The sequence below is a fragment of the Xenophilus sp. Marseille-Q4582 genome, assembly GCF_916700565.1.
Lineage (GTDB): Bacteria > Pseudomonadota > Gammaproteobacteria > Burkholderiales > Burkholderiaceae_C > Xenophilus.
The window spans coordinates 989,048-1,004,197 of record NZ_CAKAKO010000001.1; the positions used below are offsets into that span (position 1 = coordinate 989,048).

A 15,150-nucleotide genomic window follows, 5' to 3' on the forward strand; every position below is an offset into this window, starting at 1 on the left:
CGGACCGGCCGAGAAGTTGTAGGGCCGAGGCCCGCCCGCCGCGCTCACTTCTTGGCCGGCGCCTTGGTGCCCGCGGCGTTGCCGTTGGCAGGACCCGTGGGTGCCCCCAGCGCCTTGGCCACCGCCTTGTCCAGCTGGTCCAGCTTGGGTTCGATGCTGGTGCGCGTGTCGGCGACCACCTTCTCGGCCAGGGCCGCCTGCAGCTGGGGGTTGATTTCCTGGTACTTCTTGCTCACCGGCGAGTTGATCCAGGCCACCAGCTGGCGCAGTTCCTCTTCGGAGAAGTTCTGTTCCAGCACCGGCGTCAGGGCGGCCGGTGCCACCTGCACGGCCCGGTCGCGCACGATGGGGTAGGCCTCGTCGAAGTACTTCTTCAGCTCGGCGTCGGCGGCCTTGCCGGCGGCTTCGCGCTTGGCCTCGGGCACCTGCGTCTGCAGGTAGCCGGCGCCGGCACGGGCCACGGGCAGGCTCGACTCCTCGACCAGGCCGCGGGCCAGCGCTTCCACGCCGGGACGCTGCAGTTCCAGGAACTGCTTGATCAGCGCCGCCTTGTCCTGGGCCAGGGCCAGGCTGGAGGTGGCCAGCGTGGCGGCCAGCAGGGAGAGTTTCAGTGCTTTCATTCAGGACTTTCTGTGGAGGTGTTGGAATCGCCTTCGGCTTCCGCCCCGGCATGGGCGTCGTTCTCGACGATGCGTTGCAGGCCGCTGAGCTTGGCCCCTTCGTCCAGGCCGATCAGCGTGACGCCCTGCGTGGCACGGCCGAGTTCGCGGATCTCGCTCACCCGGGTGCGCACCAGCACGCCGGTGTCGGTGATGAGCATGATCTCGTCGTCGGCATGCACCAGGGTCGCGGCCACGACCTTGCCGTTGCGCTCGCTCTGTTGGATCGCGATCATGCCTTTGGTTCCCCGGCCATGTCGCGTGTATTCGGTGATGCTGGTGCGTTTTCCGTAACCATTTTCGGTCGCGGTGAGCACGCTCTGCTGCTCGTCCTCGGCCACCAGCATGGCGATCACGCCCTGGCCTTCTTCCAGCGTCATGCCGCGCACGCCGCGCGCATTGCGGCCCATGGGGCGCACGTCGTTCTCGTCGAAGCGCACGGCCTTGCCGCCGTCGCTGAACAGCATCACGTCATGCTTGCCGTCGGTCAGGGCGGCGCCAATCAGGTAGTCGCCCTCGTCCAGGCCGACGGCGATGATGCCGGCCTTGCGCGGGTTGTTGAATTCGTCCAGCGGCGTCTTCTTCACGGTGCCCATGGACGTGGTCATGAACACGAATCGGTCGGACGGGAAGTTGCGCGCCTCGCCGGTCAGTGCCAGCACCACGTTGATCTTCTCGCCGTCCTGCAGCGGGAACATGTTGACGATGGGCCGTCCGCGCGAGTTGCGCGAGCCCGCCGGCACTTCCCACACCTTGAGCCAGTACAGCCGGCCACGGTTAGAGAAGCACAGGATGTAGTCGTGCGTGTTGGCGATGAAGAGCTGGTCGATCCAGTCGTCTTCCTTGGTGGCCGTGGCCTGCTTGCCGCGCCCGCCGCGCTTTTGCGCGCGGTACTCGGACAGCGGCTGGCTCTTGATGTAGCCCGAGTGCGAGAGTGTCACCACCATGTCGGTGGGCGTGATGAGGTCCTCGGTCGACAGGTCGTAGGCGCTGTGCTCGATCAGGCTGCGGCGCGCGCCCAGCTTGGTCTGGCCGAATTCCTGCTTCAGCGCCGTGAGCTCGTCGCCGATGATGGTGGACACGCGCCCGGGCTTGGCCAGGATGTCGAGCAGGTCCTCGATCTCCGCCATCACTTCCTTGTATTCGGCCGTGATCTTGTCCTGCTCCAGGCCCGTGAGGCGTTGCAGGCGCATCTGCAGGATTTCCTGGGCCTGCGTGTCCGACAGCCTGTAGAGGCCATCGCCTTGCAGGCCGTAGGCGCGCTCCAGGCCTTCGGGGCGGTAGTCGTCGGCATTGACGATGCCGCCGTCGGCGCGTGTGCGCGTGAGCATCTCGCGCACCAGCTGGCTGTCCCACGCGCGGGCCATCAGCTCGGCCTTGGCGACCGGCGGGGTGGGCGACTCGCGGATGATGCGGATGAATTCGTCGATGTTGGCCAGCGCGACGGCCAGGCCTTCCAGCACGTGGCCGCGCTCGCGCGCCTTGCGCAGGTTGAAGACCGTGCGGCGGGTGACCACTTCGCGGCGGTGCTGCAGGAAGACCTCGATCAGGTCCTTGAGGTTGCACAGCTTGGGCTGGCCGTCGACCAGCGCTACCATGTTGATGCCGAAGGTGTCCTGCAGCTGGGTCTGCTTGTACAGGTTGTTCAGCACCACCTCGGGCACTTCGCCGCGCTTGAGCTCGATCACCAGCCGCATGCCCGATTTGTCGGACTCGTCCTGGATGTGGCTGATGCCTTCGAGCTTCTTCTCGTGCACCAGCTCGGCCATGCGCTCCTGCAGCGTCTTCTTGTTGACCTGGTAGGGGAGCTCGTCGACGATGATTGCCTGGCGCTGGCCGCGGTCGATGTCCTCGAAATGGCACTTGGCGCGCATCACCACCTTGCCGCGGCCGGTGCGGTAGCCTTCCTTGACGCTGTTGATGCCGTAGATCACGCCAGCCGTGGGGAAGTCCGGCGCCGGGATGATCTCCATCAGGTCGTCGATGCTGGCCTCGGGATGGCGCAGCAGGTGCAGGCAGCCATCGACCACCTCGCCCAGGTTGTGCGGCGGAATATTGGTGGCCATGCCCACGGCAATACCGCCCGAGCCATTGACCAGCAAATTCGGCAGCCGGCTGGGCAATACGATCGGCTCTTTCTCGCTGCCGTCGTAATTGGGCCCGAAATCGACCGTTTCCTTGTCGATATCGGCCAGCATTTCATGCGCGATTTTGGCCAGGCGAATTTCCGTATATCGCATGGCCGCGGCGTTGTCGCCGTCGACCGAACCGAAATTGCCCTGGCCGTCCACCAGCATGTGGCGCATGGAGAAATCCTGCGCCAGCCGCACGATGGTGTCGTAAACCGACTGGTCGCCGTGCGGGTGGTACTTGCCGATCACGTCGCCCACGATGCGCGCCGACTTCTTGTAGGGGCGGTTCCAGTCGTTGTTCAGCTCGTGCATCGCGTACAGCACGCGCCGGTGCACCGGCTTGAGCCCGTCGCGGGCGTCCGGCAGGGCGCGACCGACGATCACGCTCATGGCGTAATCGAGGTAGCTGCGGCGCATCTCCTCTTCGAGACTGATGGGCAGCGTTTCTTTGGCGAAGGAAGTCATCAAGGCGTCAAGACTGGGCGGAATGGCGGATTTTACGCCCCCGGGGATGTGGCGACCAAGCAACAGAACAGGCCGGATTCCGCCGCCGTCCTACGCTTGCGCCCCCCGCCCAAGCCGGTTTGCCAAAGACCCTATGGCACAATCATCTGAACGTTTTGGGTGGTGGTCACTTGAGACGTCCTTGATTCGCAGCGCGGCTGCGGCTTTTTCCCCCCAAGAGGAGAACCATGAAGAAACTGAACAAAGTGGCGATGATGTTTGCAGTCGCTGCGATCGCCACGGCCGCCGGCGCGCAGACCCGTGTGACCGCCGCCAACGGTGGCCCCGTGATCGACAACTGGCAGAACGGCACGAGCGAACTGGTCTGGAAGAACGGCACGAATGAACTGTGCTGGCGCGATTCCAACTGGACGCCCGCCACGGCTGCTGTGGGTTGCGATGGTGCTCTGGTTCCCGCCGCCGCTCCTGCTCCCGCCGTGACGCCGGCTCCCGCAGCGCCTGTCGCTCCGCCGGCTCCCCCGGTCGCCGCGTCCAAGGTCACCTTCGCTGCCGACGCCTTCTTCGACTTCGACAAGTCGGTGCTCAAGCCCGAAGGCCGCGCCAAGCTGGACGACCTGGTCAGCAAGATCCGTGGCATCAACCTGGAAGTGATCATCGCCGTCGGCCACACCGACTCGATCGGTTCGGACGCCTACAACCAACGCCTGTCGGTGCGCCGTGCCGAAGCCGTGAAGGCCTACCTGGTCTCCAAGGGCATCGAACGCAACCGCGTCTACACCGAAGGCAAGGGCGAGAAGCAGCCTGTGGCGGACAACCGCACCAAGGAAGGCCGCGCCAAGAACCGCCGCGTGGAAATCGAAGTGGTCGGCACCCGCGCCAACTGATTCGGATCCCGCGATCTTCGGAAACCCCGCCTCGGCGGGGTTTTTGTTTTGTACGGACGGCAGGCCTGGGCCCTGCGGCCGCAGGGCACGCCGATAATTTGCGCATGACCGCAGAAAAGCTCAACGCCGATCCGGCCGAACTGGCCAAATTCTCCGAACTCGCGCACCGCTGGTGGGACCTGGACAGCGAATTCCGGCCGCTGCACGACATCAATCCGCTGCGCCTGGACTGGATCGAAACGCTGGCGCCTGTGGCCAATCAGCGTGTCGTCGACGTCGGCTGTGGCGGGGGCATCCTTGCCGACGCCCTGGCGCGCCGCGGTGCGCAGGTGCTGGGCATCGACCTGGCGAGCAAGGCGCTGAAGGTGGCGCAGCTTCATGCGCTGGAAGCCGGCACGCGGGGCGTTAAGTACCGCGAGGTCAGCGCCGAGGCGCTGGCGGCCGAGATGCCCGGCCAATTCGACATCGTGACCTGCATGGAAATGCTGGAGCATGTGCCGGACCCGGCCTCCGTCGTCCGGGCGTGCGCGACGCTGGTGAAGCCCGGCGGCTGGGTGTTCCTGTCCACCATCCACCGCAACGCCAAGGCATTCGCGCTCGCCATCGTGGGTGCGGAGTACGTGCTGGGCATGCTGCCCCGCGGCACGCACGAATACGCGAAGCTGATCCGGCCCAGCGAACTGGCGGGCCACTGCCGTGCCGCCGGCCTGGAACTGCAGCAGATGCGCGGCCTGCAGCACAACCCGGTCACGCGCCGCTACTGGCTCAGCAACGACACCAGCGTCAACTACATGGTCGCCACGCGCCGGCCGGCTGCCGCATGAGCGCCGTTCTGCCGCACGAAAGCGCTGCCGTCACCGCGGGCCCACAGCAGGAAGGCCGTCCAGTGGCCGCAGGGAGGCTGCAGGCGGTGCTGTTCGACCTGGACGGCACCCTCGTGGACAGCGCGCCCGAACTGGGCGCCGCCGCGGACCAGATGCGCACCGAACGGGGCTTGCCTTCCCTGCCGCTGGCAGACTATCGGCCCATGGCCGGCGCCGGCGCGCGCGGCATGCTGGGCATCGCCTTCGGCATCACGCCCGACTCGCCCGACTTTCCCGCGCTGCGCGAGGAGTTCTTCGTGCGGTACGAGCGCCGCATGCTCGAAGGCACGCATGCGTTCGAGGGCGTGCCGGAGCTCTTGCAGGCGCTTCAGGCACGGGGCCTGCGCTGGGGCGTGGTCACCAACAAGCAGCGGCGCTTCACCGAGCCGCTGACGGCCGCGCGGCCGCTCTTCGCCACGGCCGGCGCCATCGTGAGCGGTGACAGCACACCGCACGCCAAGCCCCATCCCGAACCTTTGCTGGAAGCCGCCCGGCGTCTGGGCGTACCGCCCGGGGCCTGCATCTATGTGGGAGACGACGAGCGCGACATCGTCGCGGGCCGCGCGGCAGGCATGCGCACGGTCGCGGCCGCCTACGGCTACATGGGGGCGCGCGCCGACGTGACGCTGTGGAAGGCCGACGCGACCATTTCTTCGCCACTGGCCCTCTTGAAGCTGCTGGAAGAGGCCTAAAATGCGAAGCTCTGGGGCTGCACTGGTTTCGACGTGGGTTCGGGATCGCAGCGGGGCATGTCGAGCTGAATGCGCTCGTTAAACAGATTCAAACAAACTAACTGCAAACGACGAACGTTTCGCACTCGCCGCTTAATCCCGGTGAGCCTTGCAACAGTTGGCCGATGGGCTGGGCAAGGGGGCGCTAGAGCAATCTGGTGCCTCCCGGCTGCAAGGGAATCCACATTGGCTGGCCGTGGTCCGGGCATCTTGGGCCATGGCGAGATTCAAGGATGCTGGCTGTGAGTGGAGCGTGCGCCTGCGCGCCACTGACGGCGAGACCCAAAACAGACCGCTAAACATGTAGAACTGCGCGACGAAGGCTTGCGGACGGGGGTTCAAATCCCCCCAGCTCCACCATTTTTAACCGTGTGAATCGATATAAATCAACGACTTAGCGACCACCCGCTCCGTCCTGATCCGTCACAGAACGGCCCCCGATTCACACGTTTCTCACACGCGTTTTGCCCCCTTCCTGGGGCTTGGGCCAAGCCGGCAAGCCCGGTAGGCTTTCTCGGCCGTAGCGTGCGGCGGGCCGCTCGAACCCCAGAGCCGCGCCCTGATCGACCCAGCGAGCATAGTTGCGGATCACCATCTCGGTGTTCTTGTGGCCGAGCAGCTTGGCGATGTACGCAGGGTTCTCGCCCTCGCTCAATAGTCAGCCCTGAACAATTCAGTTGTCAGCTACAGATAGGCTGACGTCGCCAGGAGCGGCCAGCAGTGCGGCGATGACCGCCTGCATCGATAACCCGAATCGGGCGCAATAAAGCCGCAGCGCGGCCAGGATCAGGCGCAGGTTATGCCCGGCACCGCACATCACCGCGTGCAGCGCATCGCCCAGCGCACCCTTGAGCGGGTTGCGGCCCAGCCGCCCGTCCATCTTCATGTGCCCAATGGCCGGTTCGATGGCGCTGCGCCGCTTGATCATGGCCCTGAGCGTTCGGGTGATGCCCCGCTTTTGGCCCGACATCAGGATGCGCACACCTTCAACTTTCACACCCCGGTAGCCCTTGTCCACGATTGCCGTGGCGGGCGGCCTGTCCGTGCCAGTGAGGATGCCCACCTGCTCCAGTGTCTCAGCCAGGGTGTGGCCGTCGTAGGGGTTGCCCGGCATGGAGCGCATGCCCACCACCAGGCCTTCCTTCAACGTGGTAGCGATGCTGACCTTCACGCCGAACTCGTACGGTGTCCTGGCTTTGCCTTTGCTGATGCATTCGACCTCGGGCGCGTGCAGGGCGTACAGCTTGTTCTTGTCCTTCGTGCGTTGACTGAGGATGCGGCCGGTGCGCTGCAGCAGGTCTTGGACCTTGGCCTGGGCCGCTTCGGGCAGCATGTGCAGTTGGCGGGCCACCTCGCGGTGCACGCGGCCAACCCGGGTGCGCAGTGTGCGAACGGCCTTGTTCATGCGCTTGAACTGCTTGGCGTGGGCGTAGCGCCCGATCTGCGCGGCCAGCCGTGGGGCGATGCGGTTGTAGTTCTGGCGCAGTTTCAGCCCATTGCCCTCGGCCACCTTGACCAGGTGCTGGCGGCTTCGCTCCAGCAGGCGGCTGTCGGTGGGGTGAGCGATAGCCTTGGGCATCACCGTGGTGTCCACGATCACTTGCTGCACGCTGGCTTTCTTGATGACGCCACCACGCCGGGCGGCATCGATGCTGGCCGCCAGCAGCATCTCCACGCCTTCTTCCCCAACGCGCTTTCTCCAGCGCGTCAGGCTGGACGGGTCAATGGGCAGCTCGGTCTGCAGGTAGGTCTCGCCGCAGAAGAACTGCCAGTATGGGTTCTCCACCCAGGTGTTGACCACCGCCTCGTCGGAGGCATCGAAGGTGTGCTGCAGGTACAGCAGCCCGGCGACCAGGCGCGGCGCCAAGGCGGGCCGCCCGCGCCCCGAAGTGAACGACACCGCGAACGTGCGCTCGATCTCGGCCCAGTCGATCAGCGCGCCCAGCCTGACCAGCGGATGCTTCATGTTGATCTGCTCGTCCAGTCGTGGACGAAACAACTCGCCCGTTTGCGGCTGCGAAGGCTTCGGACCCATCGGACTCCCCGGAGAAATTTGCAAGAAAACAGGCACTGGCAAGACCATACCTTGCAAATCCCGCGCCCATCAACTCGAAGAACAACCAGTCAGATCAAGGGCTTGCGAGTTGTTCAGGGCGGACTAAGGGGCTGCGTACAGGCGCCAGCAAAAAGGCCCACCGCCGTGGGTGGGCCAAGCCGCAGCCGCCGTCAGGGAGGAGAAACGGCGGATCGTGCCTGTGGTGCCTCATGATGGCAGCGGCCTCCCCTCAGGTCAACCGCACGTCGAAGTACGCCTCCTGCACATCGCCGAGGTCGCGGAAGCCGGCCGTGCGCGCGGCCTCGTAGGCGGCGTGGTAGGCGCTGGCCAGCCGGTGCTCTTCCTTGGTCAACTCATCGGCGCTGGACTCGCTGGCGTTCTGGAAGGCCTTGAACGCGGCCTCGGCCTCGCCGCCCAGCTTGCGCTCCAGCTCGCGCCGGAAGCGCGTCACGGCCGTGGTGAGCATGGCCGGGTCGGCGCCGGGGTAGTCCTGGAGTGTGATGCGGAGCGGCATGGGCGGAATCTACCGCTCCGGCCGTGGCATCGGTGTGAACTCGCGGCGCCGGCCGACAGGGAGCGCGTCCGAATTCCGGACGCGCATGCTCGGATTTGAAATCGGACCATGCCGCCCAGACCTACTGTGCATCCATCCAGCACAATCCGCCATGCCCATCGATCAAATCGCCATCCCCATTCTGGGCGCGCTCGCCGCCTGGCTGTCCCAGGAGCGCCGGCCCCGGCTGCAGCGCTGGGCCTGCATATTCGGGCTGATCGGGCAGCCGTTCTGGTTCTGGGCCAGCTGGAAGGCCGAGCAGTGGGGCATCTTCGCCGTGTCGGTGCTGTACGGCTTCGCGTGGCTGCGCGGGCTGTGGGTGTTCTGGATCAGGCCGCGCGAGCAGGCGGCCGACGTGGGCGTGGTGAGCCTGCCTCCGGGCCGCTGAGTCACACGTTTCTCACACGTTTTGCGCGCCAGCGAGCGAAACCCGCATGGATAAAGGCTCTGCGGGCTTGCGGACGGGGGTTCAAATCCCCCCAGCTCCACCAATTGCCGGTAAGAGGCGCTTACTGAGAGATCGGTAAGCGCCTTTTTTCTGCTTCTGACGGCATGCACGCTTGCGACTGGGTGCCCAGGCTGGGGTCTCATCACCAGATGTGAACCGAGTGCACGTATCTTTTGGAGAGCCGCCTCGGCGAGCCGAACGCCGAGGCGGTAAGCACTTCAATTGCCGACTGGAATCTCGCGCCAGCTCAGGCGGCGAGGGTCGGGGTTCCCGAAGTTGCCCGGCACGTTCTGAATACCCCCTTGGTCGGTGCCGGCGATCAGTTGCGTCTTGCCCCGGATGGTCAGGAAATTCAGGTCGGTGATCAGGCTGTTGACGCTCATGTAGGCCAAGCCATCCTTCAGCACCGTCTTGCCGCTCGCATAGTTCAGCGCGTAGGCCCGGCTCAGGCCCGAGGGGCTGCACGCATCGCCCGTTGGGAGGACAGAGGGGAAGCTGGCGATACCGATGATGCCGTTGTAGGCGTCGGCGCCATCGCCCACCACACGCCAGCCCACCGTGCCGGTGTGGCCCAACTCCAGGCGCCAGCCGGCTTTGCCGTCCACGTCGACGCCGATCGTCGGATCGGTCACGTCCATCAACTGGTCCCGAGCCACAGGCCACGCCTCGCCGTCGTTCGCCTGGCCGGCGAAAGTCGCAATGCCGCCGTCCACGACGGCATAGAAAGTTTGCCCCTGGGCGTCCTGAATGTCATTGCTGTGCAGCAGGCGGCCGGTTCCCACCATCACGAAACGCTTGCGTTTGACGGGGTGGATCTCCACAAGGGGGCGTGAGGTGACGGGTTGCGCATTGCCTGCGGTATCGGTGAGCAGAGCGATCCGGACCGGCGCCGGATAGCTGCCACTCGAGCCGCGCGCCGCGCTCAGGTCGAAGCGCCACAACTGGCCGTCCAGATCACCCACATAGACCGAATCGGCCGTCATGTCGCTGTAGTCGCGCACGTAGGCCGTGGGTCGGGCCAGGCCGCTGGAACTGGTCGCCCCGGTGCTGATGTCTTCCAGCAGTGCGCCGTTGGTCGGGTTGACGATGAACAGGTGTCCCTTCCCGTCCACGTTGTTGTAGCCTGAGGTGAACATGGCCACCCACCCGTACTTGGCGGTCTTCACGACGATGGGTTCTCCGAAGCTGTAGCCCATGTCGATGCAGTTGCTGGTACAGGTGCCGCCAGCGGCCGTGGGCAGCTTGTTGCGGGCCGGGAACTCCCACAGCACCTTGCCGGCCACGACGGATTCGCTGGTCATGGCCGATGGGTCTGTCACATCGATGGCGTAATAACTACGCCCCCCCTTGCCCAATCCTCCTATCAGCACGCTTCGCCAACTGGCGTTGGTCGTGCCGTCCGCGCTTACGGTAGTGGCGAAGGCGCCCCCAGCATTGTTGAAATCGATGTCGAACACCCTGGCCGTGGCATCGACGAAGTTGCGGTGTGCATAGGCGGGCTGCCCCAACTGGCCCAGCAGACCATCGGTGCTGGGAGCCGTGAGATCTGCGGGATCAGGCTGGAACAGTACGCTCGGGATGTAGGCGAACAGCTCGGTGCCCGCATCGGTGCCCAGCCCTCCCTTGAAGGCATGCAGCATGCCATCGTTGGCGCCCACATACAGCATGGTCTGGCGGTTCCTGTTGGCTTCCTTGAAGTCGCTGTAGCCAGGGTTCGCGGTTTCCGAGTAATTGGCGGGTGGGCCGGCCACGACCGTGACCTTGGAGTTCACGATATCGCCCAAGCGATGGCGCTTGACGCCCGTGGACAGGGTCGTCGAGCGCGCACGGTAGCCATTGGCTTCGCGCGAGATGTCGCCGCGCAGCCAGTTCAGATAGTCCGCGCTGTCATCCCCCGCGACGTACGTCGTGTCGAGCAGGGCTTTCTGCGCGGTGGAGATGGTGTTGTGGCGGAATGCCACGCCACCGCCGGCGCCGTTGGAAGCTTCGGGATCCCAGGTGACCACCCGGCGCTGGGTGTCCCAGCCCGTGCCCGCCAGTTGGTTCTCGAAGCGCGTGGCTGTGCTCCAAGTGGGGGTGGCGGCCAGCAGGGGCATGCCGCTGGCGTCGACGGTAATCACGCTGCCTGTCAGTTCGCCGCTCCAATTGGAGGAGTCATACTGCGTCGCATACGATGCGTTACTGGCCGCCGTGATTTGCTTGGTCGCCAGCGAGAACGAGGTGGTGAAGGCCTTGATGTCGCCCACGATGTTTTCGAACGCGCGCGTCAGGCCGCTCACCATGGTGTCCGGGCGGCCAGCCGTGAAGTAGTTGTCGGGGCGGTTCTGCGAGCCCACCATTTCACCCGTCGTTGACCACCAGTCCAGCGGGATCGTGCCGGCGAAGGTATAGGGGTCGAAGTTGGACGGCACCTTCATGCCCCCGAACTTGGCCGCGAGGTAGAACTTGTTGTTGGCCACGAAGGGCTGCTCCAGCACGTCCACCCAATAGGTCTGCACCGTCTGCTTGCCATGGGTCTTGGCGTCGCTGGCGACATCGGGCCGGATGTCCTTGGTGTTCGCGTCATAGGCAAGCCCAGCCATGTAGGAGCGCGAATAGCTCGCGCCCGAGGCCATGGTGGCGAAAGAGCCGCCGCCCACGCCCTGCAGGACACCGACTTTGTTGGTAGCCGTCATGGCGTTGACCGAGGTGTCGGCCGACACGGCGCTAGGCATGGCCGGTTCGCCGTCCGACGAGTCATTGCCCGGCACGTTCTTGTCGCGGTGGGTATAGATGTCGCCGATGCCCAGCACGAAGTTGCGCTGACAGGAGTATTGGATCGGATCGTCCCAGTTGGTGATCACCGGAAAGCCATCCAGCCAGACTCTCTTGTCGGCGACGCTGGCATTGCCCATGTTCGACCACTCGGGTACGTTCCCCAGATTGCGGTAGTACCTCAGCACTGAATAAAAAAGTTCGTTCACGGGGTCATTGCTCTTGTAGCTGCCTGGAATCAGCTGGCCGAACTGGTTCAAGTAGTTGATCACGCCGCTGTCGTTGATCGTGACCCCCGTGGCTGAAGTGGTGGCCGCCGCATCGGCGGAATCGGGGTTGCGCACGAATATGCCTGTGCTCGGACTCCATTCCGCCGCTGCGTTGGTGATGCTTGGCTGGCCTGGCACGGGCTGGGTGGGGCCCACGAACTTCTGCCGGGCGCGCAGCACCGCCCCGTCTCGCATCGTGCTGGAATCGTTGAGATAGCCGAAGGCGCTGTAGCGCATGTCCTGTGCGTACTTCTGCACGAGCCCTTCGGGCTTGTAGTTGCTGCCGTAGGCCTTGCAGTTGCTTTCCAGGCCGCCCGCAGTGCTTGAGGGATCGCAGACCTTCACTCGCATGGTCAGGTCGTACACCCCGTCGACGGCTGCGGTGTTGTTGTAAGCGACGGCTGCCGTGGTTTCGAGCGGCGACGAGAACTTCTGAAACGCGCCACCGGAATTGGGCGTGGACCACCATAGAACAAGTCTGGCGCCTCCGCCGGTATCCGCATGATCGATGCGCACCGAGAAATTGCTGCCAGCCGTCAGGTTGACTGTGCGTGAGTCGTGGGTGCCGTTGCCCGACTCATTGATGATGCGGGTGCTGTTGTTGAAGGTGCTGTTCCCCGACGGATCGACCCAGAGAATGCCGAGGTCGTCATGCTCCAGGCGGAAGCGATAGGCGCCCGTGACTGGAGCGGTGAAAGTGCCCGTCCAGCGCGTGGAGAAGTTGTCCGCGTTGACGTTGGTGGTCGGCGCGTTGTTGCCCCAGTTCTTGTCCGCCGGAACGTTGGTTTCGTCGCCTCGGGCGGTTGGATTGCTGAAATTGGTGTTGTTCCAGTATCGAACCGTGAAATTGCGTGCTGCCAGCAGCGTGAAGCGCATGCGAAAGCCCATGCCGTTCACTCGCAAAAGCATGGGCGTGGTCGAGGTCAGCGGCGTGGCGCCGGAGACCATGTTGGCTGGCAGAGATCGGTCCGGGAACAAGCCCTGGCCCGAATGCCAGCCTTTCTCAAGGATGGTTTCCGTGGCTGTGTCGACGACTCGCCGACCACCCGTCATGGCCCAGCGGAAGGGGTCGATGGCCGCCGTGGCTGCCCAGTTCAGGAAGTTGCCACTCCACTTGCCGACGCAGGTGCGGTTGGTGGCGGCGCCGGCGGGCTGGAAATAGCTGGTGTTGCCCGTGTCCGTGCTGTTGCGCGTCTCGCTGTACTGGTAGGTGTAGCACTTGTTCGGATCGAAATAACCCAGGAAGGTGCTGCTGCTCGAGTAGTTGTCGGTGTGGGCCATGCGCGAAGCGGTGGGCCATTCCACCGACAGTGCCAGGGCCAGGTTGCCCGGCACGCTGGCACTGGCGAACACGGGCTGGTTGGCCAAGGGCACCTGCGCTGCGGCGGTGCCCGGTGCGACCAGGCCTTGCAGCGGCACGAGTGCTGCCAGCGTCAGCGCGCAGGCGCGCCGGAGTCGGGTGAGGGGCATGTGGCTCATGGCGGAGCGGCAGTTCAAAGGGGTTCGGGCCGGGTGATCGAGCTCTGGATGAAGACCTGCGTGTTGCGCGGGCCCGTGATGCGGGCCGACACGCGGTAGACGGGTTCGACGGGTGGCTTGGCGCCATCGCGCAGGTAGTGGCTGCCACCGCCCGAATCGCGCGAGAAGGCCACGCAGTTCTGCAGCCCTTGCTCGACGGCGGTCTCGGTGGCCACGGTGCACAGTCGCTCGATGATGTAGCGCACCCGGACACCGTCGCGCCCTGTCAGGTCGTTGGCGGCCCGGCCGTTCTTGGCGAATTCGGTGTCGCTGAGCAGCGCCAGCGGAATGCCCTGCGCGTTCGCCGGCAGAGGCACGGGGCTGTAGTTGGCGGCGGTCAAGGCAGTGCCGGTGGCGGAGGCTCCTTGCGGGAACACGACGTCCAGCGCCTTGGCTACGGCGGCCTCGCCCTGATTGATCAGATCGCGGCGAAAAGCCAGGTTTCCGGCGTTGTCGAGGTTGCTGTTCATCGAGCGCATGAGGGCCACGCCGCCGGCCAGCAGGATGATCAACGCGACCAGGGTGAAGATCAGCGCCGCGCCGCGCTGGCGGCGCAAAGGCGCAGGGGCCGGAGGCCGCGCAAGGAAGGAAAGGCCGGTCATCATGGTTCGAGTTCGGGTTGCACCATCAGCGCATTGCGCAGCGGGATCGTGGTTTCGACCAGCCGATGGGCGTGGTGCCGATCGGCCTCGCTGAGCGTCACGGTCTGTTCGCCGGGCAGGCCTGCCAGCATGACCACGCTCTCGGGCGCGGCCAGCTGCGACTGGCGGGCGCTGCTGCGCACGAGCAGGCTGACGCGCACGCCCACGATGCGGCGCAGTGCCCGGGCGCGGTCCAGCGCCGAGCTGCTCAGCAGCGTGCCGATGGCATAGTCGCCGGCCGGCTCCGTCCAAGTGGGAGCGGGCGTGGCCGTTCGGTCGTCGATGTTCGCGTCCACGCTGTAGATGGCGCGCATGGCGACCACGCCCTCAGCCACGGCCTGTGCTTCGTCTGTGCCACCGGTCTGCAGCAGGTCATAGCGGGACAGCACGCGGTTTGCGCCGACTCCAAAGAGCTGCAGGGACAGGTTGCCGCTGCCGGTATTGCCCAGACCAGTGATGAAGGACTCGCCGCCGCCGGTGACGGTCTGCAGCGTGTTGCTGCCATCGGCAGTTTCGCGGTAGTAGTCGCCACCCAGGGGCAGCACGTCATTTCCGGCGGTGTGCTCGAAATCGGCCTTCACTTGCGTGACCACGCAGGCCTCGGATTCGGGTCGGCTCAGAAGCAGTACATCGTTGGGATGCAGGGCCAGTGTCGTGTCCACGCGCACGCGGCTTTCGGTCGAGCTGCCGTCGATGAAATCGCGCACGCGGCGCGGCACATCACCGATGGCGGCGCTGCCGCTCATCACCATCAGGATGTCCGATCCCCCCTCCGATTGTCCCTGCCCGATGAGCACGGGCGCCATGCGCAGATTGGCTGTACCCGTGGCGCCGCCCAGCAGGCCGGCGAAAGGCGCAGGCAGGGCGGCGGTGCGTGGCAACAGGGCCGAGCCATTGCGGGACAGATGAGGCAGGCAGCCCAGTGCGCCCAGGTCCCAGCCTTGGGCGAAACCCGCGCCTGCGCTGCGAACGGCCTGGTCCAGCACCGTGGCCGCATAGGCGCTGCCCTGATTCATGTCGTTGGATCCGCCTGTGTTTCGCTCCTGCGTCTGGCTGACGACGATCAAACTGGTGACGGCCAACACCACGACCAAGCCGATGGCCATGGCCACCATCAGCTCGATCAGCGACAGGCCTCGCTGGATCGCCTCGCGGCTCGCGCGAGGCCAAAGCATGC

12 protein-coding genes and 1 other RNA gene are annotated in these 15,150 nt (G+C 65.4%); 5 read left to right on the plus strand and 8 right to left on the minus strand.

Translation table 11 applies throughout. The features are described from left to right. Window positions 1–44: 44 nt before the first annotated feature. Window positions 45–620 carry a DUF2059 domain-containing protein gene (locus LG388_RS04570; RefSeq protein ID WP_225781636.1) on the minus strand — a complete coding sequence of 192 codons (576 nt, stop codon included), beginning with the start codon at window positions 618–620 and terminating at the stop codon, window positions 45–47. Further along, window positions 617–3,256, minus strand: a complete 2,640-nt coding sequence (gene gyrA, locus LG388_RS04575) for a DNA gyrase subunit A (RefSeq protein WP_225781637.1) — start codon at window positions 3,254–3,256, stop codon at window positions 617–619. Before gyrA ends, LG388_RS04570 begins: the two co-directional genes overlap by 4 nt. A gap of 227 nt (window positions 3,257–3,483) precedes the next feature. Here gyrA and ompA point away from each other — a divergent pair, with 227 nt between their 5' ends. The 4 genes from ompA to ssrA all read left to right on the plus strand — a co-directional run bounded on the left by ompA (window position 3,484) and on the right by ssrA (window position 6,094). After that, window positions 3,484–4,140 carry an outer membrane protein OmpA gene (gene ompA / locus LG388_RS04580; protein ID WP_304956839.1) on the plus strand — a complete coding sequence of 219 codons (657 nt, stop codon included), beginning with the start codon at window positions 3,484–3,486 and terminating at the stop codon, window positions 4,138–4,140. Window positions 4,141–4,244: 104 nt separating this feature from the next. Further along, the gene (ubiG, locus tag LG388_RS04585; RefSeq protein WP_225781638.1) at window positions 4,245–4,964 is read left to right on the plus strand and encodes a bifunctional 2-polyprenyl-6-hydroxyphenol methylase/3-demethylubiquinol 3-O-methyltransferase UbiG; all 720 of its coding nucleotides are present in this window, start codon (window positions 4,245–4,247) and stop codon (window positions 4,962–4,964) included. Continuing rightward, complete coding sequence (locus LG388_RS04590) at window positions 4,961–5,695, plus strand: HAD family hydrolase (protein ID WP_370630097.1); 735 nt, start codon at window positions 4,961–4,963, stop codon at window positions 5,693–5,695. Before ubiG ends, LG388_RS04590 begins: the two co-directional genes overlap by 4 nt. A 13-nt stretch (window positions 5,696–5,708) precedes the next feature. After that, window positions 5,709–6,094: a transfer-messenger RNA gene (ssrA, locus tag LG388_RS04595) on the plus strand. 82 nt (window positions 6,095–6,176) lie between these two features. On the opposite strand, the gene LG388_RS04600 is transcribed toward ssrA, so the two are convergent. From LG388_RS04600 to LG388_RS04610, 3 genes are all read right to left on the minus strand, one after another. Continuing rightward, the gene (locus tag LG388_RS04600) at window positions 6,177–6,389 is read right to left on the minus strand and encodes a hypothetical protein (RefSeq protein ID WP_225781639.1); all 213 of its coding nucleotides are present in this window, start codon (window positions 6,387–6,389) and stop codon (window positions 6,177–6,179) included. Window positions 6,390–6,407: 18 nt separating this feature from the next. Further along, a complete protein-coding gene (locus tag LG388_RS04605; RefSeq protein ID WP_225781640.1) occupies window positions 6,408–7,769 on the minus strand; it encodes an IS5 family transposase in 1,362 nt (453 codons plus the stop codon). A 250-nt stretch (window positions 7,770–8,019) separates the two neighbouring features. Further along, window positions 8,020–8,304 carry a hypothetical protein gene (locus LG388_RS04610; RefSeq protein WP_225781641.1) on the minus strand — a complete coding sequence of 95 codons (285 nt, stop codon included), beginning with the start codon at window positions 8,302–8,304 and terminating at the stop codon, window positions 8,020–8,022. Between the two features lie 151 nt (window positions 8,305–8,455). On the opposite strand from LG388_RS04610, the gene LG388_RS04615 reads away from it, so the two are divergent. Next, a complete protein-coding gene (locus tag LG388_RS04615; RefSeq protein WP_225781642.1) occupies window positions 8,456–8,731 on the plus strand; it encodes a hypothetical protein in 276 nt (91 codons plus the stop codon). 278 nt (window positions 8,732–9,009) lie between these two features. On the opposite strand, the gene LG388_RS04620 is transcribed toward LG388_RS04615, so the two are convergent. The 3 genes from LG388_RS04620 to LG388_RS04630 are packed head-to-tail and all read right to left on the minus strand — an operon-like array spanning window position 9,010 to window position 15,148. Further along, window positions 9,010–13,293: a PilC/PilY family type IV pilus protein gene (locus tag LG388_RS04620; RefSeq protein WP_225781643.1), complete on the minus strand. Its 4,284-nt coding sequence runs from the start codon at window positions 13,291–13,293 to the stop codon at window positions 9,010–9,012. A gap of 14 nt (window positions 13,294–13,307) precedes the next feature. Next, the gene (locus tag LG388_RS04625) at window positions 13,308–13,937 is read right to left on the minus strand and encodes a hypothetical protein (protein WP_225781644.1); all 630 of its coding nucleotides are present in this window, start codon (window positions 13,935–13,937) and stop codon (window positions 13,308–13,310) included. After that, window positions 13,934–15,148 (minus strand): PilW family protein, encoded by a 1,215-nt coding sequence (locus LG388_RS04630; protein WP_225781645.1) that lies wholly within the window; start codon window positions 15,146–15,148, stop codon window positions 13,934–13,936. Before LG388_RS04630 ends, LG388_RS04625 begins: the two co-directional genes overlap by 4 nt. Window positions 15,149–15,150 lie beyond the last annotated feature (2 nt).